Origin of the sequence: Aliamphritea hakodatensis (genome assembly GCF_024347195.1) — a bacterium.
In the GTDB taxonomy this organism is placed as follows: Bacteria; Pseudomonadota; Gammaproteobacteria; order Pseudomonadales; family Balneatricaceae; genus Amphritea; species Amphritea hakodatensis.
The window spans coordinates 748,483-770,965 of record NZ_AP025281.1; the positions used below are offsets into that span (position 1 = coordinate 748,483).

Consider the following 22,483-nt stretch of genomic DNA (forward strand, 5'->3'; position numbering starts at 1 on the left):
ATGTCATTATCACCGGAACAAGCGGTCGCAGAACTGGTTGCCAAAGCCCGGACGGCGCAGGCGATCTTCGACGAGTATAACCAGGCGCAGGTAGACGAAGTGGTTACCGCTGCCGCCTGGGCGCTGATTAATCCTGAAAATAATGCCCGGCTGGCAGAGCTGGCAGTGGAAGAGACCGGTCTGGGTAACGTTAAAGATAAAATTACCAAGAATCACCGCAAGACCTTAGGGCTGTTGCGGGATTTACAGCAGGCGAAAACGGTTGGGATCATCAGTGAAGACCCGGCAAACGGCATGGTGGAAATTGGCCGGCCGGTGGGCGTCGTGGGGGTGATTGTGCCTTCGACCAATCCGATCGCCACGCCGATGAATAATATGCTCAACGCCCTTAAGTGCCGCAATGCCATCATCCTTGCGCCGTCACCGAAAGGTCAGCCGTCCTGTACCCGGTTACTTGAGCTGGTGCACCGGGAGCTGGACCGGGTGGGCGCGCCCCGTGATCTGGTGCAACAGTTACCGACCCCGGTGAGCAAGGTGCTCAGCCAGGAAATGCTCAGTCAGGTAGATCATATTGTTGCCACCGGTTCACAGAACAATGTCCGGGCGGCGTATACCAGCGGTACACCTGCCTTTGGGGTGGGGGCGGGTAACGTCACGGTGATTGTGGATGAAACCGCAGATCTTGCCGATGCCGCTGCCAAGATTAAAGCCTCGAAAACCTTTGATAATGCCACCAGTTGCTCTTCTGAGAATTCAGTGATTATCGTGGATGCCGTGTATGACGCCATGCTGGCCGAACTGGCACAGGTGAACGGCGCGTTGCTGAACAGTGACGAGAAGCAGCAACTGCAGGCAGCCATGTGGCATGACGGCCACTTAAACCGTCATGTGCTGGCGAAGCCTGTCGCGGATGTCTGTGCGGTGGCAGGGCTGAGCAGGGAAGGGCTGAAAGACAGCGATTTCCTGATGGTAACCGAAACCGACGCCGGCGCGGATGCGCCCTTCAGCGGTGAAAAGATGTCACTGGTATTAACCGTTTACCGGGCCAGCGATTATGCCGCAGCCAAAGTAAAGGCCGGTGAAATTCTGGATTACATGGGCAAAGGGCACTCACTGGGGATTCATACCACGGATGCAGACCGCCCGGTGGAACTTGGCGAAACCATGCCGGTGTGCCGGGTCATTGTTAATCAGGCGCACTGTTTTGCCACGGGGGGCAGTTTTGATAATGCGCTGCCGTTTTCCCTGTCGATGGGGTGTGGTTCCTGGGGCGGGAATATTACCGACCAGAACGTGCACTACCGGCAGTACATGAATATTACCCGGGTGGTGCGGACGATCCCTCCCAGAGAAGTGTCAGTGGATGACATTTTCGGTGACTACAAAAGGAAGTATCTGTCATGAATAGCACACTATATACGCCACCGGCGCAGAGCATCCGTGCGGTTATTGAACACTTCGCAGCCAGTCAGCCGGCGCAGGTTTTTGTCCGCTTCCCGGAAACCGGGGAGCAGTTAACCTATGCGCAGCTGCTTGGGGACGTGCGCCGGTATGCCGGTTACTTGGCGGCCCTTGAGGTAAAACAGGGGGATACCGTTTCCTTCATGATGGGCAACGGTAAAACAACCTTGCTGTTGTTCCTGGCCAGCCTCTATGCCGGCTGTGTGTCATCGCCGCTGAACCCTGCTGCAGGGCCTGATCAGATTGAGTATGTACTGGACCATTCGGATAGCTGCATTGTATTTACCTCTGACGCTTTCAGCGATCAGGTAAGGGGTGCAGCAGCCCGGCTGGACCGCCCTGTCGCCATCATTCTGTGTGATGTGGATAAAGGACCGCAATGGCCTGCCGGTACCTTGCCTGTACAAACACCCAACCTGACAGTGGGGGCCGGTGACGATGGCCTGCTGATGTATACCTCCGGGACGACCGGCCGGCCAAAAGGGGTGATCCTGACCCATAAGAATCTGCTGGCAGGGGGGATGAACACCGCCGTTGCCCATGAACTGAGTGCTGCCGACCGGGCGCTGTGTGTATTGCCGCTGTGCCATATCAATGCCCAGTGTGTGACGGTTATGGCACCGCTGGCCAGTGGTGGCAGTCTGGTTATGCCGCACAGTTTTAGCGTGTCTTCGTTCTGGGGATGGGTAACGGATCACGGGGTGAGCTGGTTTTCAGTCGTACCGACCATCGTTTCCTACCTGATGCACCATGAAGGGCCGCTGAGCGGTGATGCCCTGAAAGATGCCCTTAAAGGTGTCCGCTTTGGCCGCTCAGCATCGGCAGCACTGCCGCCGGCATTGCATGCCGGGTTTGAGGAAAAGTTTGGTATCCCTCTGGTGGAAACTATGGGGCTGACGGAAACCTCTGCACAGATTTTGTCTAACCCTATGCCACCTAAAGTGAATAAATACGGCTCGCCAGGCATTGCCTTCGGGACTGAAATCAAGGTGGTCGATGAGCAGGGGGGAGAGCAGCCTGCCGGCGAAGAAGGTGAACTGATGGTGCGGGGAGACTGTGTGATGCGCTGTTACTACAAGAACCCTGATGCCAGCGCTGAAGCACTGGAAAGTGACGGCTGGCTGCACACCGGTGATCTGGCCCGGCAGGATGAAGAAGGCTTTATTTTCATTACCGGCCGGCTCAAAGAGCTGATCATCAAAGGAGGGGAAAACATCGCTCCGCGGGAAATAGATGATGTGCTGTATTCACACCCTAAGGTGATCGAAGCTGGTGCCGTTGGCGTGGATGATGAGCATTATGGCCAGGAGGTCGTGGCCTGTGTGGTCACCCGGGAGTCCGCCAGTGTGTCAGCTGATGAGCTGATTGATTTTTGCCGCAATAAACTCGGTAAGATCAAAACCCCGAAACAGATCTTTTTCTTTGATGATCTGCCCAAGGGACCATCCGGTAAGGTGCAACGCCTGAAACTGGTGGATCAGCTGAAGGCCCGTCAGTCGATCTGATTCATCATGACTGGATAAGTTTGTCCTGACCGGGCCGGTGTGCCGGCTTGTCTTCTTGCAGGGTAGTGAGCCCTACCCTGCATTTTTTCTCTACCTCTCATTTCGGGCATTGCCCGGGCCGGATCGCAACTAGTATTAAGCGGTACAGGGCATGGGTGTGGCTGTTTTATGCCTTTTCCTGTGCTGATAACGGTTTTTGTCCCGGATTACGGGGCAGCGGTACTGGCCTGAGGTGTTGTGTATGACTGTGAGTGATGTGGCAGAGCGGAGTGTGGAGACGGATGACGCCTGGATCAGCGGGCAAAACCGGGACTGTGAGGATCTGACGCAGCGGCTGGAAAGACGCGCCCGTTCAGGGCGGCCTATGCTGGGCTTTAAGCTTAACGGTTGTGAGTTGCCGAACATCAGTCTGGTGAACCATCATGCGAAGCAGGGCTTCCGGTTGCATAACGCTGACCTGTACCGGGCGAATCTCAGAGGTGCACATTGTTTTATGCTGGATCTTTCCGGCAGTTCACTGATGAAGGCGGATCTTACCGGGGCGAATCTTCACTGTGCCAATCTGACCGGCTGTAACCTGTTAGGCACCCGGTTTAACCATGCCAGGCTGGAGCATGTGATCTGGGGCGATAAGGTCCTGCAGGAACAACAGGCGGAAGTTGCGGCTACCGAGGAGGAGCGTCAGGATCTCTACCAGCAGGCTGAAGAGATTTACCGGCATTTGCGCAAGGTGTTTGAGACCGAGGGGCTGTTCCAGAAGGCCGGTTATTTCTTTGAACGGGAAATGGTGGTGCGGCGTAAACAAATGCCGAAATGGTCGGTGCCACGGTTGTTTTCCAAGCTGGTGGATCTGTTCTGCGGCTACGGTGAACAGCCGCTTCGGGTCATCGTCTTCAGCAATATCATCATTCTGTTATTTGCCATGCTGTACTTTATTTCGGGGGTCAGTTTTGCCGGAGAACAGCTGGCGTACCGGAGCGGCTCCGGGCTGGAACAGAACGCAACGGCGTTTCTGGACAGCCTGTACTTCAGCGTGGTGACCTTTACGACCCTGGGGTATGGGGATATCACCCCGCTGGGGTTGTCGAGGCTGTTCGCTGCCTGTGAAGCACTGATGGGCAGTTTTACCCTGGCCTTGTTTGTGGTGGTATTCGTTAAGAAAATGACTCGCTGACTCAGCCGCCGGTGTACGCCAGTATATGTGTTCTGAGGGCGTCGGTCAGGCCGCTGCTGACCCGCCACTGATGCCAGTACAGAGGGACGGTGACGGTTTTTCCGGGGGTCAGTTCGGTCAGCTCGCCGTTAAGCAGTAACTGCTTAACCTGAGCTTTGGGAGCCATGCCCCAGCCCATGCCCAACCGTATCCATTCCAGAAACCCTTCAGATGACGGCACCTGATGCCGGGACAGCTGATCAGCGTCCAGCTGAAAATAGGTTTTCAGATACTGATGCTGCAGGGCATCTTTAGGGTTAAAACAGACGACGGGGGCCTTCTTAAACTGTTCAGCGCTGATATCGCCGGAAAAGTAATGCCGGTGAAAATCCGGACTGGCGACACAATGATACTCAATACTGCCCATCGGTGTGCTGACACAGCCGTTGGCGGGTTTGTCCAGTGAGCTGATACAGCCCATGACTTCGCCGCTGTGCAGCAGGTGGTGGGTCTGATCCTGATCATCCACATGCAGTTGCAGCAGTACTTTGTGCTGCTGGCACCAGGGCGCCAGCGCCCGGGGTAGCCAGGTGGCGAGAGTATCGGCGTTGGTACCGATCGACAGCTGAACCCATGACTGTTCGCGCCGGGGTTCAAGTTCATGCTGCAGGGCATGTTCCAGCTGTTGCAGGTTCTGGGCGTATTTAAGCAGTGCCTGTCCGGCCCGGGTGGGCGCGATTTCCGGGGTGCGGATCAGTAAGGTCTGGCCGAGCTGCTCCTCCAGTAATTTCAGCCGCTGGGATACCGCAGACTGGGTGATAAACAGCTGCTGAGCGGCTTTTTCGAAATTGCGCTGCTGAATCACTGCCACGAACGCGCTGAGGCCTTTGTTATCAATCATGGGTCATGAATCCGGTTGTGAGTAAACAGATGAATCAGTTTTTTTAATTATTAAGTAAAATGTTTAATTTTACTAATTAAGGTGTTTTTCGCATAGTGACGCTTCCGATCAGTGATGTTGTGGATATGAGTGATGTTGGTATTACCGTTTCTTAAAGGTATGGGGCTGGGCGCCAGTCTGATTATTGCAATTGGTTCGCAGAATGCGTTTGTACTGAGCAGCGCATTACGCAGGCAACACGCCATGACGGTTGCGTGGCTGTGCATTTGTATAGATGCAGTGCTGATCGTGTCAGGGGTATTTGGTTTGGGAGCGCTGATCCGTCAGGCACCGGTTTTGCTGGATGTCGCGACCTGGGGCGGTGCCCTGTTCCTGCTAGTGTACGGGGCGTTGGCGTTTCACCGCGCCTGGCGGCCTGAAGGTTTAAACGCCGGAAAGATAAAAACTCTGTCATTAAAGGGGGCAATTCTTACCACGGCGGCGCTGAGCTTGCTGAACCCCCATGTATATCTGGATACGGTGGTATTGCTGGGCAGCATTGGCGGTCAGTTGCCGGGTGAACAGCCGTTATGGTTTGCGCTGGGCGCATGTGTGGCATCGCTGCTGTGGTTCCTGACGCTGGTATTAGGCGGGCGCCTGCTGGCACCCTGGTTTCAAAGTGCGGCCAGCTGGCAAAAACTGGACGTACTGGTCGGCGTGACTATGTGGATAATTGCAGCCATGTTAATTAAAAACGGACTTTCCTGAACACTACTGACACAACGCTGTCAGTAGTCCCCGGTTAAGCTCTTTTACATCGTTAATCACGCATCAAGGGAGACGCGTAATGAGTCATGTAGAAGTTGTAACCTTTAAACTGGCGGCCGGAAAATCTGCGCAGCAATTGCTGAATACTGAAGCGGCTATGCAGGCCTTTCTTACTGAGCAGCCCGGTTTTCTGTATCGCTCACTGAGTTGTCATGAACAGGGAACTGACAGCGAACAGTGGTTTGACATCATTTACTGGGAAGATGCTCAGCAGGCGCAGGCAGGAGGTGAAACACTGATGGCCTCTGCGCTGGGGGCTGAACTGATGTCAGCGATTGATCCGGCGACTTGTGTGGTACGCCATATGCCGACATTATGTGAGCATATGAGCTGTGAATTAGCCGAACAGGCCTGATTCGCGGTTAACTGTTATCCACATGCCTCCGGGGTCATCTGAATGATCCGGGGGCATTTTGTTATTGCGATAAATATCTGAAACTATGCGAAAAGCCGAACGCCTTTTTCAGTTACTGACCTTACTGCGCAGCCGGCGGCGGGTGATTACCGCTCAGGTACTGGCGGAGTGTCTGGAGGTATCTGAACGCACCATCTACCGGGATATTCAGGCGCTGAGTTTGTCCGGTGTGCCGATCGAAGGTGAGGCGGGGGTCGGCTACCGGCTGAAGCCCGGGTACAGCTTGCCGCCGATCATGTTTAATCAGGAAGAGTTGGAAGCCCTGTTACTGGGGGCCCGGATGGTTAAACGCTGGGGCGACAGTGAACTGGGGAAAGCGGCGACCAGTGCTCTGGATAAAATCCGGGCAACGCTGCCTGAGCCAGCCCATGATGCGCATTTGCGCAGCAGTGAGTGGATGCTGGTACCGGAATATTCCCGGGGGGAGAGCGCCCGTTTTGGTGATCTGATCCGCGCCGGTGTCCGTGAGCAGCAAGTCCTTCATATCGATTATCGCCGGGCAGATGGCGAACCTTCACAGCGGCGGCTCTGGCCGTTGGGAATGGTGTACTGGGGTATGGTCTGGACGCTGGTGGGCTGGTGTGAGCTACGGGAAGATTACCGGCAGTTCCGGCTGGACAGAATTGTCCGGTTGCAGCTACTGGATGAGCGCTACCCGCAGCGGGCCGATATCAGCCTGCAAAAGTATCTGGCCAGTGTCTGTGATGTCAGTAAAACCCCACCGGAAGGCAGAACGTGAGGACGAATGTTTCGTCTTTATTCAGAAACTGATTTTGCTGATAGATTGCAAATGCCGGTGTTGTTTTAGCAACCAGGCCTGATTCAGGCAGCCATTCTTCCATAATTTTGCTAATCCACGGCAACAACTCGCCATAGCGTCCCTGCAGCTCGAAACAGGCATGCAATCCGCCAGGAATCATCATTTCATTCACCAGTCCACGCTTTTTAAGCGGCGTAGGAATTTCTTTGCAGGCAACATACCTGCATTTATGCAGTGGGACGCGGGAAGGATTGGAGTGATGCAGTCCAATTTGCAGAGCGTTTTCCGGGGAGTCACACAGTTTTTTTTCAGATGCCGCCCAGGCTGTCAGTAATTGCCAGCTTCGCCGGATACTTCGTCCGTATCCCTGATGACGGATATAGGCAACCCGGCGGGAAGGTAACTCTTTCAGTTCCGGACTCGGTAAATGATGCGGAAGGACACGTTCATACGCGGCGGCAATTTCCGGGTCATTCAGATAGGGTTTGTCACCGTGGCCGGTTTGTTTACGCCATTGTCCGGGGGGGCAACCAAAGGTTGACTTAAAAGCACGGCTAAAAGAGGAAAGTGACAGAAAACCACATTTTTCAGCAATCTCAACAATCGCTTTATCAGGGTTGAACATTAACTGGTTAGCTGCCACTTCAAGGCGACTGCGCTGGATATACTGATGCAGCGTTTCGCCGACAATGTCTGCAAAAACACGGTGCAGATGTTGTTCTGAATAGGCGGCAACGGTTGCCAGTTGTTTGCCGCTAAGATCTGCGGTTATGTCTTTGTGTATTTGGTGCAGTACGTCGTTAATACGGGCGACTTGCTGAGGGGTAGCCATAAACATCCGGAAAGATGGAAAGTAGTTGTCATCAAAATATCATAAACGGACAAATAAGGTCTTATAAATTGACAATTAATTAGTTGGCTTACTGAATATGCTGACCTCTGAGTTTCACGTTTAACCTGTCTGGTTAATGAAAATATGAGGAGGAAAGACATGTCATCGTTACAGATTGCTGATCGGGTGAGTTATTTACAAGAATCCTATTTGAGGGAGATTCTGTCAGTTGCCAGCCGAAGGGATATTATTTCATTTGCCGGTGGTTTACCGGCTGAAGCGTGTTTCCCTCTGGCATTACTCAAGCAACTGGAGCGCAGTGAGACTGTGCCGGGGTACTTGCAATATGGTGGCAGTCAGGGACTGGATATATTGCTGGATGTATTACGGGCACGTTATGGGCTTACTGGTGAACAGGATATTTTAATGACCAGTGGTGCTCAGCAGGGGCTTGATCTGGTGCTACGGACGTTTGTAAATCCCGGAGATAAAATTGCCGTTGAAATCCCCTGTTATCTGGGGGCGTTACAGGCGTTCCGCCTGGCCGGGGCAGAGGTATGTTCGCTTCCGCTTTTGGGAGGGATACCAGAAGAAGTTGAGGAAGTAAGACTGGCAGAAATGGAGTCACTGCTCAGACAAGAGAACATAAAATTCTTTTATGCGATTCCTGATTTTCATAATCCCACCGGCGGTAGCTATTCATTAAAGATGCGTCAGGCCGTTACTCAGCTGTGTGAGAAATACGGCGTATTCCTGATTGAGGATGCGCCTTATCGGGAGTTAAGGTTTACAGGTGAGTCGTTGCCTACGCTGGCGGATTTGAGTCCACAGCAATGTCTGGTGCTGCGGTCTTTCTCGAAAGTTGTATCGCCGGGATTACGACTTGGTTGTATTCAGGCGGAGCAGAGGGTGATTTGGGAAATTATGAAAGTTAAACAGGTCGCAGATCTGCATACTCAGTTACCCGGGCAAGCGTCTCTGGCCGGGTTATTAATGAATCCTGATTTTAATCAACATCTACAAAGGCTGCGGCAGGAATATTTATGTCGCTATAGCGCGATGCATTCCGCGATTAAGCGTTACTTTCCGGGCTGGGTCACGCCCTGTAAGGCCGAGGGCGGAATGTTTATCTGGCTGGATCTGAGTTGTGAGGCGTTTCAACAGGCGTTCAACGGTGTTGATGGCCGTCAGTTGGCGGAAAGCGCTCTCGCTAAGGGGGTTGCGGTTGTGCCAGGCAGTGTTTTTTATCCGCATCAGCAGGCTGGCGTGTCTTTTCGGCTAAATTTTAGCCATGAGTCTGTCGTGAATATTGATCATGGGATACAGCGCTTCAGTCTGGTTCTTGAACAGATGGAGCCGGCGATCTAATGGGGCGGATTAAAATATGCCTGAATCATCTCTTCAATCAGCCCTTTGTGGGGATTGTCTCTGTGATACGTCAGGTAACAGGGCAGTGCGATATCCGGTGCGTTTTCTACCGGGTGTAACTGCTTACTTTCCAGATACTGTTGTGCCAGCCGCAGCGGGTAATACGACATGCCACCGTTGGCCATGATGTAGCGTAATCCCATAGCGCTGTTGCCTGAAAAAACATGCAGGCGCTGACTGTCCGGCAGGGCGGCGTTTACTTCCCGGTGATAGTCTTCGCCGAAGTCAAAGTCGATAAAGCGGGGCAGATCCGGGTCGTTAAAATGGCAGGCACGCCGGGCCAGCAGTATCAGCCGTTCCGACGGCAAAGGATAGCTGATCAGATTGCTTTCTTTACCGGGCCGGTGACTGATTGCCACATCGACCAGACGGTTTTGCACTGCCTGATTCATATCCCGATGGTAATCAAAGTCCAGTGTCATGGGCAGCTTGCCATGTTCTGTTTCTATCCAGATGACCCAGTCGATCAGGCGTTGTTCCCAGATACTCATCTGTGCGCCTAAGCGCAGGGCGATATGGTCGGTAAAGCGCTCTTTCAGATCCCGGCTGACCTGCTGCCAGGTGGTTTGCATCTGCTCGGCATAGGGCAGCAGGTATTTGCCTGCTTCGCTGAGCTGGCTGCCGCCGGGCCCCCGTTCAAACAGGCTGACATCCAGCTGATTTTCAAGGCTGCGGATGCGGGCTGAAACGGCGGCCTGCGTGATATGCAGCTGTTCAGCGGCGGCGTGAAATCCGCCACAGCGGGCCACGGTCAGAAAGGTATTCAGGGCATCGTTGTGCATCAATAATGACCGATTAAAATAAGTTATTAGTTCGACAAAATCTATTCGTTTTATTTTTCGCTGTAAAGTCCCTAGAGTTTACTCACAGAAAAATGACAATAAGCGCCGGGGTGAGGAACGATGGATAAGAGCTATAAAGCTACGTGGATCCGCATGGAAGACGCCAGCAAAGAAGAGTTTGCGGCCATCATGGATTTCGAAGATGAATATAATGCCGGTCTGGTGGACCGTATAGTGGCTCAGCTGAAAGAGCTGGATGAGCCCTGGACGGCGTACCCGGTGAACCGTCTGCAGCATTCACTGCAGTCGGCCAGCCGTGCCTATGATGACAATGCCGATGAAGAACTGGTGGTGGCGGCACTGTTACATGATATCGGCGATATCGTTGCGCCTTATAACCATGGTGAAGTCGCGGCAGCGATTCTTAAACCTTACGTCAGTGAGAAGGTGCACTGGATTATTCAGCATCACTGTGTGTTCCAGGGGTATTACTATAATCACCATCTGGGTGGCGACCGCCATGCCCGGGAGAAGTATAAAGACAACCCTTACTACGAAGACTGTAAGTACTTCTGCCATCACTATGATCAGAATGCCTTTGATCCGGACTATCCGACTAAACCGCTGGAATTTTTTATTCCGATGCTAAAGCGTATGTTCGGGCGTCATCCGGGCCATCTGGAGCTGGCCGAGACGTCAGATGATAAGGTGGATTCAGCGGCCTGAGCGAATTTATTCCGGGTCTGGCAGGTATTCTATGCCGGTAATTTCATACCATACTTCGGAGCCATCCGGGCGGCGAATGGCAAATTCGTCGCCAACCTTTTTCTTTAGTAGTTGCTTTGCCATCGGCGCGTCCATACTGATGTAATCCGGGCGCTCGCCTATTTCATCCGGGCCGACGATCCGGTAGCGGGTTTGTTTGTCTTCTTCATCGATAATCTCTACCCAGGCGCCGAAATATACTGTTTCTCTGTCGTCGGGAATACGGTCTACAACGGTCAGTACATCCAGCCGTTTTGACAGGTAGCGCACCCGGCGGTCGATTTCCCGCAGCTGTTTTTTACCGTAAATGTATTCGGCATTTTCTGAGCGGTCGCCCTGGGCGGCCGCTTCTTTAACTGACTGGGTAATTTCCGGGCGTTTAACCTTCCACAGGTATTTCAGTTCGGCATTCATTGCCGCCGCACCGGTAGCGGTTATATAGCGAGACTTGGGCGGAGCGGGCGGGCGGTAACGGGACATGGATAAAGCTCAGTCAATAAAGGTTAACATGTTGATATTTTTTAAAGAATTTTACCGGTCTGAGGTAAATCAGGCTAAAGAAAATTCTCCCGGCGCCGACTAATATTAAATTGAAAATGAAACATCAGGCAAGTTGCAGATTTCACGATGCAGATTGAACGCATAGAACAACAGATCGAGACCTATACCTCGACCCTGAGCCACGCGGTTCAGAACGGTCAGGGGGCGCAGTTCTCTATGCTGTTGAGTATGATTTCTGCCAGTGAAGATCAGGCGGCGAAAAAGGCAACGGGCGGCGCCGTATTTGAACTGCCTGTGACTGATGAACTGAGCTATCCGGACCCGGACAGCTTATATAACGAAGAGATTGTTGGCCGCCTGAACACCTCGGTTGGCAGCAACAATTTTGCCGATATGGCCTATGTGCTGAGCCATGTTCACAGCCAGACGGTCATGCCTGAGAATCAGATGATTGCGGCAGACACCTATGCCCGTATCGGGCTGACATCTTCCCGCAATCTGATGATCAGCGAGATTGAAGAATCCCGCTCACAGTTCAGCGCGGTAGCCTGACTTCAGGTACGCCACTGTATTTTAGTGGCTTCACCGTCGGTTGCGACTTTCCACCATTCATCCGGATCATCACCGTCATTCCAGCCGCCGGCAATGCAGCGGATTTCGGTGTCCATTTGCTGACTGGCAATGATCGCGCAGTCGAGATCTTTTTCCCAGGGAGTACTGTCGGAGTCGAACCAGACACTGGTCCAGGCCTTACCGGAGACTTTTTCGTGAATAAGTACCGGAATGCCGCAGCCAGTGCGGTACTGATGTACGGTCCCCTGTGAATGTTGTCGTTCAACGGCAGAGAAGACACCGTTCAGCCACTGACAGATCTCTTCCAGGTTACGGCTTTTTACATAAATTTCGATATCCGGATGACGTGTAGCTGCTGTTTCGCTCATGATTTTTTCTTCTTGCTGCTGTGTGCAGTATCAGTGTTGATGACGCGGAAGATCCGCAAAAAACTCAGACAAATATAGCCGAAGGCGGCAATAATTACTCCCACTATTGCCAGGATCAGCCCCAGCAGGGCGATCAGTTCCTGGCTGACGGAACTGAGCAGAAAGTATTCGGCAAAGTTCATTAGCAGAAAACCGATCAGGAAGATGCCCGCACCGGTCATCAGAATCATCAGATTCTGTTTACCCTGGTCTGCCCGGTGTACCAGGGCAAGTTTGATGCGGGTTCGCAGGCGCATATCAGTCGCGATCCAGTCGCCGGAAAACCGCCAGCCGGACATCCAGTGTCAGCGTCAGGGATGGCAACTGGCTGAGGGTGTCGCGGACATCCTGTTTAATCCGCCAGCCGTGCGGGGTCATTGCCAGCAGTTGCTGAATCTCCGTCTGAGAGCCCAGTTCGAACTCATAGCTGACCTGTTGCTCTGAAACAGCGGTGAAGGCATCCCCCAGTACCGCTGACGGTGTAAACCCGGATTCACGGACGTCTTTGTAGATGATTTCCCGCAGTTGACGCAGATGCTGATCGCCGGGGTAGGCGATAATCAGGTGTCCTTCAGGTTTAACTGTTCTGGCAAATTCATCCGGCATCAGCCGGCTGAATGCGACGGTCAGCAGATCCACGGAGGCGTCAGCCACCGGCATATTTGCACCGGAGGCGACCAGCCAGGTAACCGTCTTGCTGCGTCGGCAGGCCGCTTTGACGGCATGTTTGGAGATGTCCAGACCGGCCAGCTGGAAAGGCTGATCAGCATCGCCAGTCTGCGTGTCAGTCAGGTATTGGTGTAAACGGCTGGTGTAGTAGCCTTCACCGCAGCCCATATCCAGTATGCGGGGGTTCCGGTTGCCGGTCAGAGTCTCGCCAGCCACCTGGTTAAGGCTGTCAGACAGGGGCTGATAGTGATTAAGCGCCAGAAAGCTGTTCCGGGCGGCGACCATCTCTGCGTTGTCGCCGGGATCTTTGGAGCGTTTCTGGTGTGCCAGTAGCAGGTTCCAGTAACCCTGCCGGGCAGCATCAAAGCTGTGCCCTGCCGGGCAGCGCAGGTTTTTATCAGTGGCTGTCAGGGGGGCCTGACAGCTTGGGCAGTTCAGCGAAAACAAGGATCAGGCCTCATCAACCAGTAAGCGGGCCATGATATTTTCGTACACTGAAGACAGGGTATCCAGATCTTCAGCTTTTACCCGTTCATTAATCTGGTGAATCGTGGCGTTAACCGGCCCCAGTTCCACTACCTGCGCACCGGTTGGCGCAATGAAGCGGCCATCAGAGGTACCGCCGGAAGTAGACAGCTCTGTTTCAATGCCGGTTATGGCTTTGATCGCGCCCTGACAGGCAGTGACAAGGTTGCCTTCGCCGGTGATGAACGGGTGGCCGCTCAGAATCCAGGTCAGGTCATAATCCAGACCGTGCGCATCCAGAATGGCATGGGTACGTTGCTTGATTTCAACGTCCGTCAGTTCGGTAGAGAAACGGAAGTTGAACTTGGCCTCCAGATGCCCCGGAACGACGTTGTTGGCACCGGTACCTGAGTGGATGTTGGAAATCTGGAAACTGGTTGGTGGGAAGTATTCGTTGCCTTCGTCCCATACTTCGTCAGATAAAGCCGCAAATGCAGGCATGGCTTTGTGGATTGGGTTTTTCACCAGATGTGGATACGCTACGTGTCCCTGTTTACCCTTAACGGTGATTTCACCGCTGATAGAACCGCGACGACCGTTCTTGATGATATCGCCTACCTGTGAAGTACTGGACGGCTCGCCCACGATACACCAGGTGATTTTCTCATTCCGGGCTTCCAGGGTGTCGATCACCCGGGTTGTACCGTTGATGAACGGGCCTTCTTCATCACTGGTGATCAGCAGGGCAATCGACCCTTTGTGATTCGGATGATGTGCCACAAAACGTTCCAGTGCGGTCATAAAACTGGCGATACCGCCTTTCATGTCGGCAGCGCCGCGGCCACAGAGGTAGCCGTCTTCAATCACCGGCTCGAACGGCGGGTGGCTCCATTTTTCTTCTGGCCCGCTGGGCACAACGTCGGTGTGTCCGGCAAAACAGAAAACCGGCCCTTCGGTACCGCGACGGGCCCAGAAGTTGCTCACATCTTCAAACTGCATGCGCTCAATTTCAAATCCCATCGCTTCCAGACGTTCGATCATCAGCTCCTGACAGCCTGCATCTTCAGGGGTAACAGAGCGGCGTGAGATTAATTCTTTGGCCAGTTCAACGGTGGGGGAGTGGGACATCGGGGGTACCTGGTAATTGGTTTCAGACGAGAACCCCGGCACATGACCGGGGTTACTGATCAGGCCGGAGCGGCCTGATTAAAGGTGCAGGGCTGCTCAGTTGTGTGCGTGCAGCTCGTCGTTCAGTTCGATTGCGGTCTTGTTGGTTTTCACTTCGATACGACCGTTCTGAGAATTACGGCGGAACAGCAGGTCCGGCTTACCGGCCAGCTCAGCAGCCTTAACGGTGCTGACTTCGTTGTTCTGGTCGTCCAGTACAGTCACTTTAGAACCGGCGGTTACGTACAGGCCAGCTTCAACGGTGCAGCGGTCACCCAGTGGCAGACCCAGACCGGCGTTCGCACCCATCAGGCAGTTTTCGCCCACGGAGATAACCACGTTGTTACCGCCTGAAAGCGTACCCATGGTAGAGCAGCCGCCACCCAGGTCAGAACCGTTACCAACCACAACGCCGGCAGAGATACGGCCTTCAACCATGCTGACACCCAGAGTACCGGCATTGAAGTTGATGAAACCTTCGTGCATAACGGTAGTGCCTTCACCCACGTGCGCACCCAGACGTACCCGGGAAGTCGCTGCAATACGGGTACCTGCAGGTACAACGTAGTTCGCCATTTTCGGGAATTTATCAACCGAGTGAACATCAATGATGCGACCCTGAGCACGGGCAGCCAGCTGACGCTTAGGCAGATCAGCCAGAGAGATTGCGCCTTCGTTTGTCCAGGCAACGTTCGGCAGCTTACCGAAGATACCGGTCAGGTTAACGCCGTGTGGCTGAACCAGACGGTTAGAGATCAGCGACAGTTTCAGGTAAGCATCTGCAGTCCCCTGTGGCTCGTCATCAGTGGCCAGAATGGTCAGGATCATTGGCTGCTGAGTACCTTTACATACTTCAACGATTTCCGCCTGATCTTCCGCATCCACAGACAGGAACGCCGCTTCCAGACCGTTCAGCTGTTCAGCATCCAGCTGAATGTTCTGGTTACCGCCTTCGTAGCCTACTTTCGCAGCAACAGCCGCAACCAGTTCGTCGGAAGGGTTCAGCAGTGGCTGGTTGAAGTACACTTCCAACAGTTCACCTGTGGAAGATTGGCTGCCAACGCCCAGACCCAGTGCAAAAGTACTCATAGTGTTTAACCTCAGTATTTATTTTTAACTGCAACAGCACGTCCGGACAGTGCGCGTGACGTTATGCTCAGTGCTTAATGTTTAAAAGTAAGATGCGTAATCGCTGTCTTTGAATCCCAGTTTACGGCTGTTACCCAAATCCAGAACCGGACGCTTGATCAGGGTTGGATTGGCCAGCATCACCTCAACGGCAGATGCGGCATCCAGTGTGTTCTTTACATCGTCTTCCAGCTGACGCCAGGTGGTGCTGCGCTTATTCACCAGGCTTTCCCAGCCCAGTTCACGGGTCCACTGTTCCAGCTGAGTTTTTTCCAGACCGTCTTTGCGGAAGTCGTGGAAGGTAAATTCAATACCCTGTGCGTCTAACCAGCGCTGGGCTTTTTTCACGGTGTCACAGTTAGAAATACCGTACAGAGTGGTCATCAGTATGTTCCTGTTACAGAGATTCAACGTATGCGCGAATGCGCTGAGCCGCTTCGACACATTCTTCAATGGTGGCAACCAGTGCCATGCGTACATAGCCTTCTCCGGGTACCAGACCGTCCACTTCACGGGACAGGTAACGGCCCGGCAGGACGGTGACGTTCTGCTGGCCAAACAGGCCCTGTGCGAACTGATCGTCTGCAATTGGAGTTTTGGCCCACAGGTAGAAGCTGGCATCAGGGGATTTAACGTCCATGACCGGTGACAGGATGTCGACAACTGTCTGGAATTTTTCGCGGTATTTGTCACGGTTTTCCAGCACATGAGCTTCGTCATTCCAGGCGGCAATGCTGGCCAGCTGGTTCGGAATCGACATGGCACAGCCATGATAGGTGCGGTAGCTCAGCAGCGGTTTGATGCAGGCTGCATCACCGGCGATAAAGCCTGAACGCAGGCCCGGCAGGTTAGAACGCTTGGACAGGCTGTGGAACACGATACAGCGGCTGAAGTCGTGACGGCCCAGAACCGCACAGGCTTCCAGCAGGCCAACCGGCGGCTGGGCTTCATCCAGGTAAATTTCGGAATAGCATTCGTCGCTGGCGAGGATGAAGTCGTATTTATCAGCTAAGGCAATCAGTTTTTTCAGGGTTTCCAGATCGGTGACTGCGCCGGTCGGGTTGCTTGGTGAGCACAGGAACAGCAGCTGGCAGCGTTCCCAGACGGAGGCATCAACGGCATCAAAATCAGGGATGAAACCGTTTTCTGCGGTACAGTTCAGGAAGTGTGGCTCAGCACCGGCCAGATAAGCTGCGCCTTCGTAAATCTGGTAGAACGGGTTAGGAGATACAACCAGTGGTGTTGCTGCGCCTTCCGGAGCACGGGCAACCGCAGCCTGAGTGAAGGCGAAGATCGCCTCGCGGGTACCGTTTACCGGCAGGATGTTATCAGCAGCGGTCAGGCTGCCCGGCCGCAGTTTGAAGCGGCGTGTTGCCCAGTCGGCAATGGCCTGACGCAGTTCCGGCATACCGGCCGTTGTCGGATAATTTGCCAGACGGCCCATGTTTTCGGTAAAGACATCCAGAACGAATTGCGGAGAAGGGTGCTTTGGCTCACCGATAGATAACGCAATGTGCTCCAGTTCCGCCGGCGGCGTGACTGCATTTTTCAGCTTGGTCAGTTTTTCAAATGGGTAGGGCTGGAGCTTCTGTAAATCTGGATTCATGGATCTGCCTTAAATGGATTTCCGGTACCGTCGCCTTTTCGGACCAACAGACGCAACACTGCCAGCTGCATTAGCACAGATGTTTTCCCAGTATATTGCGCATGGTCATTAAGGCTGGCAATTATAGCGGATAAGGGGGCGTATAAACTAGCAGAATACGGCACCTTTGAGGGCTGTATTGTACAAAAAATGGCAGTTCACAGTGGGTTCAGGCGTTGGGATCTAGTCTTTTGTACTGTCAGGTTTATCTGGCGTTTAAGGAAGACTATTAACAGGGATTTTGTTATGAAAAGACTGCCTTTGATCACGACGGCCATAATATCTGCCGGCGTGCTGTCCGGATGTGCGTCTGGTCCGGGTTCTGAAGCCCCGGGTGTGGTTACCCGTGCTGAATATGTTGCGCTGCATACTCAGTATCAGCAGGCCGATCAGGCCCGTATGCAAGCGCTGGAAGATAATTCTGAACTGGAAACATTGCTGGCCGGTTTACAGCAGACTCCGGCAGATGACAGCCTGCTGCCACCGAACCCGCAGCCCGGCGAATGTTATGCCCGGGTCGTCATTCCGGCGGTGTATAAAACAGAACAGCAAACTGTTGAGGTTGCGTCTGCAGATCAGCGTATCGATGTGATCCCGGGCCGCTATGAGTGGGTTGAGGAACAGGTGCTGGTGAAAGAAGCCCATACTCATCTTGAAGTGATTCCTGCCACCTATAAAACGGTGACCGAACAGGTGCTGATTCAGGAAGCGGGTACCCGCCTGGAAAAAATACCGGCCCGTTATGAAACTGTTACTGAGCAGATTCTGATCAAGCCGGCGCATACCATCTGGAAGAAGGGCCGTGGCCCGATTGAACGGATTGATGCGGCAACCGGTGAAATTATGTGTCTGGTGGAAGTGCCGGCGGAATATCAGACCGTCACCCGGCAGGTACTTGCAGAGCCGGAACAGGTTCGCGAAGTTGAAATCCCTGCGCAATATAAAACCGTTGAGCGCCGGGTGATCGATTCCCCGGAAACCACCCGTGAGGTCGTGACTCCGGCGGTGTATGAAACACTACGGGTAAAGCGGCTGGCAGAAGCGCCTCTGCAACAGGTAGTGGATATTCCGGCGCAGTATGAAACGGTCACTCAACGAGTCAAAGTCGCTGATGCCCGGCTGGAGTGGCGTTCAATTCTCTGTGAAACCAATACCCATCCGGGCATCGTTACTGATATTCAGCAGGCGCTGAACCGCCGGGGCTATAGCCCGGGGCCAATCGATGGCGTGATCGGTCAGGAGACCATGGCGGCTGTGGAGGCTTATCAGCAGGCTAATCAGTTGCCTGTTGGTCAGCTAACGATTCAGACCCTGAAGTCTCTGGGGGTTCAGTAACCGCAGAAAACAGGTTTACTGTTACTGATCAGCCATGACTGATCAGTAGCGGTACTCACAGCAGACCGGCGATTGGTACCCATCGGTCTGTGTCCTTATGGAGCTGATCTTTCCCCTGTGTGGCCGGGCGTGTCCGGGCCAGTTGTCACAGGGGATTTTTTTGCCTGTCAGCATGTGGTTATATCTCCTGACGGATGTTCACCTATAATCAGGGTGTTACACAGTGTTTTGGATGCGAAAAGACCACTATGTTTGCAGAGAATCGGGTTCATCCCAGGGTATCGATTGATCTGACAGCGCAGATTGGCATGTATGGAGTTCCGCTTGAGGAACAACCCGCGTTAGCAAAGATTACTAATATCAGCTTGGGTGGCATTACGGTTCAGGGTGAACAGGCGTTAGTCAGAAGTTTACGGCTTGACCGGCCTGAGTCACAGCGTAGCAGTGAGTTTATGGTCGGCTTTTGTCTGGATGGCGAATGCATTGAATGCCACTGCCGGCTAGTGCATGTGCGCCGGTTGGCGCAGCATCAGTATGAATGGGGAATGCGTTTTATTTATAGCAGCGCTGCCCAAAAGCTACAGCTGGCAGCGCTGATTGACAGTTACTTTTAGCCCGTTTTTTCGCGGGCAGCGGTTACCTGATGTGACGGATCTTCCTTGCCCAGCAACCAGAACAGGTTAGCCCGGGCGTTTTCTATTACCACCAGAAGCGCCGGAATGACTAACAGGATCAGTACGGTGCCGTACAACAGGCCGAACACGATTGAGGTCGCCATCGGGATCAGAAATTGCGCCTGAAGAGAGGTTTCAAACAGGATCGGCGCCAGACCGGCAACGGTGGTCAGTGAGGTCAGCAGCACTGCCCGTAATCGCTGACAGGCGGCTTCGACAATTGCTTCATGAACATTCTGTCCCATTTTTCTCAGTTTCTGATAGAAGGTAATAAGGACGATAGAGTCATTGATGACAATGCCTGAGAGGCCGAAGCAGCCAAACAGGGAAAGGATGGTAAGGGTTTGGCCTGTGAGGAAATGCCCCAGAATCGCACCGGTTAACCCCAGCGGAATCGCCAGCATAACGGCCAGTGGCCAGCTGTAAGATGAGAATACCCAGCTAAGAATGATAAAAATCAGTAACAGCGCCAGGATCAGGCCGGTTCTCATATCTGACAGGGTTTCCCGCTGGTTTTTGTTTTTTCCCTCAAATGTGGCGCTGATGCCATAGGTCGCCAAAATATCCGCCAGTTGGTTCGTTTCGAAGTCGGCAATGATTTCATTGGCATTGGCGACGGATTCGTCCAGGTCGGCAATGACTTTAATCGCCAGTTGGCCATCAATCCGCTGCAGGCGATCCAGCCCCTGTTTGTCGGTGAAACTGACCACATTCGCCAGTGGCGATGTATCGCCGTTGGGTAATATGACCGGCAGATGTTGCAGGGCGCTGAGTCGGTTACGTTCAGCATCCGGCAGAACCATCCTGACTTCTACTTCATCTTCACCGCGGAAGAAGACCTGAATTTGCTGGCCATCCAGTGCTGCTCTCAGCTGGCGGCCGACCGACTGCAGATTAAGCCCGGCGGTTTCACCGGCGGGGGTCAGCGCATAAATTAACTGGGACTTACCGAACGGCAGGTCGTCATCCACATTGCTGATGCCGGCGTATTTTCGCAGTGCTGACTGTACGTCCAGCGAGGCCTGCTTGAGGGTTTCCACATCCTGCCCGCTGAGTTTTACTTCGATGGCTTTGCCTGGTGGGCCGGAACGGCTGACGTCGATGGTGAACTTTTCAATGCCGGCTGGCTGAATGATTTTATCCCGCCAGGCTTTGATGAATGCTGAGTTGCTGACTTCGCGGTCATCGACCGGTGTAAGCTGGACAAACAGCGCGCCGAATTCATCGCCTTTAGTGGCGCGGCTGCTATTCCGGGAGGTGCTGCTCTGGCGGTGTTTCTGCAGGGCTACGACGATCAGATCACCGCCCAGATCCGCTTCAGTTTCCCGCAACGAGGTATCCAGATGCTGTAGAAAGTTATCCACCTTACTGGCATCGGTACCGGCACTGAACTGGATGTTAGCAGTCATTGTTTCCCCCTCAACAGCGGGGAAAAAGGTGAATTTCAGCTGGCCGCTGGTGATCAGGCCAATGCTGAGTGTGAGTACGGCAACGGCCGCGCAGATAGTTGACCAGCGATAGGTAATCGCCGTTTCAACGGTACTGCGGAACGGCCCCTGTTTAAAGCGTTCAAACCCGGCATCCAGCCGTTGCCGTAATTTTGAAGGTTGAAGGTCACTGGCTTTACGTAAACTGTGGTGTAAGTGCCCTGGCAGAATCAGAAAGCATTCAATGACGGAGGCAACAATGACACAGATAACCACGGTGGGAATGTCGATCAGAATGTTGCCGATGATGCCACCGATCAACAGTAACGGCAGGAAGGCGGCAATTGTTGTCAGTGAAGATGCCATTACCGGGGCCAGCATTCTGTGGGCACCGCCAATGGCCGCCTGCAGTCCCGGCTCGCCCATTTGCAGGTGGGTCAGGGTATCTTCACCGACCACGATAGCGTCATCGACGATGATCCCTACCGCCATAATCATGCCAAACAGGCTGATCATGTTGATGCTGCCACCGATACCATAAAGTACCGCCAGCGTTGCCATGAAGGAGACCGGAATCCCGATGGTTACCCAGAAGGCGACCCGGGCATTGAGGAACAGGAACAGGGTGGCGATGACCAGAATCAGACCCCCCAGCCCGTTTTTCAGTAACAGGTTGATGCGGTCCTGAATGGGTTTCCAGCTTTCATCGAAGGGAATCAGCTTAACGCCGTCCGGCAACTGGTTTTCCTGTTCCGCCAGCCATTCTCTTAGAACGCCGGCTGCCACCAGTGTATCGCTGTTTTCGGTACGGCGCAGGTGGAGCTGGATTGCGGGTTTGCCACGGTAGGTGAGATATATCTGATTATCCTGCATGCGCCAGTCGATGTCGGCAATATCACCTAAGCGGATTAAACGGCCGGCTTCTTCTGTGAGCAGGGGCAGTTGATTAAAGCCTTCAACATCCCGTTGCTGATTGAGGCCGCGTACCAGGCGGGAGCCGTCATCTTTCGCTGCGGTGCCGGCGGGAATGTCGAGGCTTCGCTGGCTGACTCTGCTGGCAATCTGATCAAGGGACAGGCCCAGCTCATGGAGCTTGGCAGAGGAGACCTGTATAGCGATCTCTTCCTCCGGCATGCCGATAAAGTCGATTTTGCTGATGCCTCTTTTGAGTAACTCCCGCTCATATTCGCGGGCCAGCTGACGGAGTTCTTCAAGGCTGCCCTGTTCACTGGTTATCAACAGGCTGGCGATATTCTCGTAGCGGATAATTTGCTGAACAATCGGGGTTTCAGATTCCTGTGGCAGGTTGCTCAGGCCGTCTATTTTCTGTTTTACGTCATCCAGAATAAAGGCGGTATCGCTACCTTCTTCCAGCTCAAGCCGTATAGCAGCGGCCCCCTGTGTGGCGGTTGAATAGAGGGTATCAATGCCACTGACCGATTTTAGCTCCCGTTCTACTGGCAGAATAATGGAACGTTCCACATCTTCTGCTGCGGCCCCGCTCCAGACGATTGCGATGGTAATGACATCCAGTTCAAAGCTGGGGAAAAACTGCGTGTTGAGCTTCTTCAGCCCCCAGATGCCGCTCAGTATCATCAGCAGCATCAGCAGGTTGGCGGCAACCTTATGACTGGTAAACAGCGTGGTGAGGTTTTTAAGTGGGCCCTGATAGGTATTCATGAT

23 protein-coding genes are annotated in these 22,483 nt (G+C 53.5%); 11 read left to right on the forward strand and 12 right to left on the reverse strand.

Annotated features, from left to right (window positions below):
• From sauS to PCI15_RS03375, 3 genes are all read left to right on the forward strand, one after another.
• Window positions 1–1,404, forward strand: coding sequence for an acylating sulfoacetaldehyde dehydrogenase (sauS, locus tag PCI15_RS03365; protein ID WP_271272956.1), 1,404 nt, complete (start codon window positions 1–3; stop codon window positions 1,402–1,404).
• Window positions 1,401–2,966, forward strand: coding sequence for an AMP-binding protein (locus tag PCI15_RS03370; protein ID WP_271272957.1), 1,566 nt, complete (start codon window positions 1,401–1,403; stop codon window positions 2,964–2,966). Before sauS ends, PCI15_RS03370 begins: the two co-directional genes overlap by 4 nt.
• Before the next feature lie 241 nt (window positions 2,967–3,207).
• Window positions 3,208–4,140 carry an ion channel gene (locus PCI15_RS03375; protein WP_271272958.1) on the forward strand — a complete coding sequence of 311 codons (933 nt, stop codon included), beginning with the start codon at window positions 3,208–3,210 and terminating at the stop codon, window positions 4,138–4,140.
• A 1-nt stretch (window position 4,141) separates the two neighbouring features.
• Here PCI15_RS03375 and PCI15_RS03380 read toward each other — a convergent pair whose 3' ends face one another.
• Window positions 4,142–5,020: a LysR family transcriptional regulator ArgP gene (locus PCI15_RS03380; RefSeq protein ID WP_271272959.1), complete on the reverse strand. Its 879-nt coding sequence runs from the start codon at window positions 5,018–5,020 to the stop codon at window positions 4,142–4,144.
• 132 nt (window positions 5,021–5,152) lie between these two features.
• Here PCI15_RS03380 and PCI15_RS03385 point away from each other — a divergent pair, with 132 nt between their 5' ends.
• The 3 genes from PCI15_RS03385 (at window position 5,153) to PCI15_RS03395 (ending at window position 6,981) form a co-directional block, all read left to right on the forward strand.
• A complete protein-coding gene (locus PCI15_RS03385) occupies window positions 5,153–5,767 on the forward strand; it encodes a LysE/ArgO family amino acid transporter (RefSeq protein WP_271272960.1) in 615 nt (204 codons plus the stop codon).
• A gap of 79 nt (window positions 5,768–5,846) precedes the next feature.
• Entirely contained in the window at window positions 5,847–6,182 is a 336-nt protein-coding gene (locus PCI15_RS03390; protein ID WP_271272961.1) for a hypothetical protein, read from the forward strand.
• Window positions 6,183–6,267: 85 nt separating this feature from the next.
• Complete coding sequence (locus PCI15_RS03395) at window positions 6,268–6,981, forward strand: helix-turn-helix transcriptional regulator (protein WP_271272962.1); 714 nt, start codon at window positions 6,268–6,270, stop codon at window positions 6,979–6,981.
• On the opposite strand, the gene PCI15_RS03400 is transcribed toward PCI15_RS03395, so the two are convergent.
• Window positions 6,950–7,834, reverse strand: a complete 885-nt coding sequence (locus PCI15_RS03400) for an AraC family transcriptional regulator (protein ID WP_271272963.1) — start codon at window positions 7,832–7,834, stop codon at window positions 6,950–6,952. The genes PCI15_RS03395 and PCI15_RS03400 overlap by 32 nt on opposite strands.
• A gap of 159 nt (window positions 7,835–7,993) precedes the next feature.
• Between PCI15_RS03400 and PCI15_RS03405 the strand changes: the two genes are divergently transcribed.
• Complete coding sequence (locus PCI15_RS03405) at window positions 7,994–9,202, forward strand: aminotransferase-like domain-containing protein (protein WP_271272964.1); 1,209 nt, start codon at window positions 7,994–7,996, stop codon at window positions 9,200–9,202.
• Here PCI15_RS03405 and PCI15_RS03410 read toward each other — a convergent pair.
• Window positions 9,199–10,044: a LysR family transcriptional regulator gene (locus PCI15_RS03410; protein WP_271272965.1), complete on the reverse strand. Its 846-nt coding sequence runs from the start codon at window positions 10,042–10,044 to the stop codon at window positions 9,199–9,201. The genes PCI15_RS03405 and PCI15_RS03410 overlap by 4 nt on opposite strands.
• 120 nt (window positions 10,045–10,164) lie before the next feature.
• Between PCI15_RS03410 and PCI15_RS03415 the strand changes: the two genes are divergently transcribed.
• Window positions 10,165–10,770: an HD domain-containing protein gene (locus PCI15_RS03415; protein WP_271272966.1), complete on the forward strand. Its 606-nt coding sequence runs from the start codon at window positions 10,165–10,167 to the stop codon at window positions 10,768–10,770.
• Window positions 10,771–10,776: 6 nt separating this feature from the next.
• On the opposite strand, the gene greB is transcribed toward PCI15_RS03415, so the two are convergent.
• Window positions 10,777–11,289, reverse strand: coding sequence for a transcription elongation factor GreB (gene greB / locus PCI15_RS03420; protein ID WP_271272967.1), 513 nt, complete (start codon window positions 11,287–11,289; stop codon window positions 10,777–10,779).
• 147 nt (window positions 11,290–11,436) lie between these two features.
• Between greB and PCI15_RS03425 the strand changes: the two genes are divergently transcribed.
• Entirely contained in the window at window positions 11,437–11,862 is a 426-nt protein-coding gene (locus tag PCI15_RS03425) for a hypothetical protein (RefSeq protein WP_271272968.1), read from the forward strand.
• A gap of 2 nt (window positions 11,863–11,864) precedes the next feature.
• On the opposite strand, the gene PCI15_RS03430 is transcribed toward PCI15_RS03425, so the two are convergent.
• The 7 genes from PCI15_RS03430 to dapC all read right to left on the reverse strand — a co-directional run bounded on the left by PCI15_RS03430 (window position 11,865) and on the right by dapC (window position 17,325).
• Window positions 11,865–12,251 (reverse strand): hypothetical protein, encoded by a 387-nt coding sequence (locus PCI15_RS03430; protein ID WP_271272969.1) that lies wholly within the window; start codon window positions 12,249–12,251, stop codon window positions 11,865–11,867.
• A complete protein-coding gene (locus tag PCI15_RS03435) occupies window positions 12,248–12,547 on the reverse strand; it encodes a hypothetical protein (RefSeq protein WP_271272970.1) in 300 nt (99 codons plus the stop codon). Before PCI15_RS03435 ends, PCI15_RS03430 begins: the two co-directional genes overlap by 4 nt.
• A gap of 1 nt (window position 12,548) precedes the next feature.
• A complete protein-coding gene (locus PCI15_RS03440) occupies window positions 12,549–13,406 on the reverse strand; it encodes a putative RNA methyltransferase (RefSeq protein ID WP_271272971.1) in 858 nt (285 codons plus the stop codon).
• Between the two features lie 3 nt (window positions 13,407–13,409).
• Window positions 13,410–14,552: a succinyl-diaminopimelate desuccinylase gene (dapE, locus tag PCI15_RS03445; RefSeq protein ID WP_271272972.1), complete on the reverse strand. Its 1,143-nt coding sequence runs from the start codon at window positions 14,550–14,552 to the stop codon at window positions 13,410–13,412.
• Between the two features lie 96 nt (window positions 14,553–14,648).
• A complete protein-coding gene (dapD, locus tag PCI15_RS03450; RefSeq protein WP_271272973.1) occupies window positions 14,649–15,680 on the reverse strand; it encodes a 2,3,4,5-tetrahydropyridine-2,6-dicarboxylate N-succinyltransferase in 1,032 nt (343 codons plus the stop codon).
• An 81-nt stretch (window positions 15,681–15,761) separates the two neighbouring features.
• Window positions 15,762–16,103 carry an ArsC family reductase gene (locus tag PCI15_RS03455; protein WP_271272974.1) on the reverse strand — a complete coding sequence of 114 codons (342 nt, stop codon included), beginning with the start codon at window positions 16,101–16,103 and terminating at the stop codon, window positions 15,762–15,764.
• 13 nt (window positions 16,104–16,116) lie between these two features.
• Complete coding sequence (dapC, locus tag PCI15_RS03460) at window positions 16,117–17,325, reverse strand: succinyldiaminopimelate transaminase (protein WP_271272975.1); 1,209 nt, start codon at window positions 17,323–17,325, stop codon at window positions 16,117–16,119.
• A gap of 285 nt (window positions 17,326–17,610) precedes the next feature.
• Between dapC and PCI15_RS03465 the strand changes: the two genes are divergently transcribed.
• Together PCI15_RS03465 and PCI15_RS03470 are read left to right on the forward strand one after the other, a co-directional pair.
• Window positions 17,611–18,699, forward strand: coding sequence for a peptidoglycan-binding domain-containing protein (locus PCI15_RS03465; protein WP_271272976.1), 1,089 nt, complete (start codon window positions 17,611–17,613; stop codon window positions 18,697–18,699).
• Between the two features lie 248 nt (window positions 18,700–18,947).
• Window positions 18,948–19,313, forward strand: a complete 366-nt coding sequence (locus tag PCI15_RS03470) for a PilZ domain-containing protein (protein WP_271272977.1) — start codon at window positions 18,948–18,950, stop codon at window positions 19,311–19,313.
• Here the strand turns inward: PCI15_RS03470 and PCI15_RS03475 are convergent.
• Window positions 19,310–22,480 (reverse strand): efflux RND transporter permease subunit, encoded by a 3,171-nt coding sequence (locus tag PCI15_RS03475; RefSeq protein ID WP_271272978.1) that lies wholly within the window; start codon window positions 22,478–22,480, stop codon window positions 19,310–19,312. The two genes, PCI15_RS03470 and PCI15_RS03475, sit on opposite strands and share 4 nt — an antisense overlap.
• Window positions 22,481–22,483: the final 3 nt, after the last annotated feature.

What these genes read in the sequence shown, in the direction of transcription:
- sauS (WP_271272956.1), top strand. Translation starts at nt 1, where the DNA reads ATGTCATTATCACCGGAACAAGCGGTCGCAGAACTGGTTGCCAAAGCC.
- PCI15_RS03370 (WP_271272957.1), top strand. Translation starts at nt 1,401, where the DNA reads ATGAATAGCACACTATATACGCCACCGGCGCAGAGCATCCGTGCGGTT.
- PCI15_RS03375 (WP_271272958.1), top strand. Translation starts at nt 3,208, where the DNA reads ATGACTGTGAGTGATGTGGCAGAGCGGAGTGTGGAGACGGATGACGCC.
- PCI15_RS03380 (WP_271272959.1), bottom strand. Translation starts at nt 5,020, where the DNA reads ATGATTGATAACAAAGGCCTCAGCGCGTTCGTGGCAGTGATTCAGCAG.
- PCI15_RS03385 (WP_271272960.1), top strand. Translation starts at nt 5,153, where the DNA reads ATGTTGGTATTACCGTTTCTTAAAGGTATGGGGCTGGGCGCCAGTCTG.
- PCI15_RS03390 (WP_271272961.1), top strand. Translation starts at nt 5,847, where the DNA reads ATGAGTCATGTAGAAGTTGTAACCTTTAAACTGGCGGCCGGAAAATCT.
- PCI15_RS03395 (WP_271272962.1), top strand. Translation starts at nt 6,268, where the DNA reads ATGCGAAAAGCCGAACGCCTTTTTCAGTTACTGACCTTACTGCGCAGC.
- PCI15_RS03400 (WP_271272963.1), bottom strand. Translation starts at nt 7,834, where the DNA reads ATGGCTACCCCTCAGCAAGTCGCCCGTATTAACGACGTACTGCACCAA.
- PCI15_RS03405 (WP_271272964.1), top strand. Translation starts at nt 7,994, where the DNA reads ATGTCATCGTTACAGATTGCTGATCGGGTGAGTTATTTACAAGAATCC.
- PCI15_RS03410 (WP_271272965.1), bottom strand. Translation starts at nt 10,044, where the DNA reads ATGCACAACGATGCCCTGAATACCTTTCTGACCGTGGCCCGCTGTGGC.
- PCI15_RS03415 (WP_271272966.1), top strand. Translation starts at nt 10,165, where the DNA reads ATGGATAAGAGCTATAAAGCTACGTGGATCCGCATGGAAGACGCCAGC.
- greB (WP_271272967.1), bottom strand. Translation starts at nt 11,289, where the DNA reads ATGTCCCGTTACCGCCCGCCCGCTCCGCCCAAGTCTCGCTATATAACC.
- PCI15_RS03425 (WP_271272968.1), top strand. Translation starts at nt 11,437, where the DNA reads ATGCAGATTGAACGCATAGAACAACAGATCGAGACCTATACCTCGACC.
- PCI15_RS03430 (WP_271272969.1), bottom strand. Translation starts at nt 12,251, where the DNA reads ATGAGCGAAACAGCAGCTACACGTCATCCGGATATCGAAATTTATGTA.
- PCI15_RS03435 (WP_271272970.1), bottom strand. Translation starts at nt 12,547, where the DNA reads ATGCGCCTGCGAACCCGCATCAAACTTGCCCTGGTACACCGGGCAGAC.
- dapE (WP_271272972.1), bottom strand. Translation starts at nt 14,552, where the DNA reads ATGTCCCACTCCCCCACCGTTGAACTGGCCAAAGAATTAATCTCACGC.
- dapD (WP_271272973.1), bottom strand. Translation starts at nt 15,680, where the DNA reads ATGAGTACTTTTGCACTGGGTCTGGGCGTTGGCAGCCAATCTTCCACA.
- PCI15_RS03455 (WP_271272974.1), bottom strand. Translation starts at nt 16,103, where the DNA reads ATGACCACTCTGTACGGTATTTCTAACTGTGACACCGTGAAAAAAGCC.
- dapC (WP_271272975.1), bottom strand. Translation starts at nt 17,325, where the DNA reads ATGAATCCAGATTTACAGAAGCTCCAGCCCTACCCATTTGAAAAACTG.
- PCI15_RS03465 (WP_271272976.1), top strand. Translation starts at nt 17,611, where the DNA reads ATGAAAAGACTGCCTTTGATCACGACGGCCATAATATCTGCCGGCGTG.
- PCI15_RS03470 (WP_271272977.1), top strand. Translation starts at nt 18,948, where the DNA reads ATGTTTGCAGAGAATCGGGTTCATCCCAGGGTATCGATTGATCTGACA.
- PCI15_RS03475 (WP_271272978.1), bottom strand. Translation starts at nt 22,480, where the DNA reads ATGAATACCTATCAGGGCCCACTTAAAAACCTCACCACGCTGTTTACC.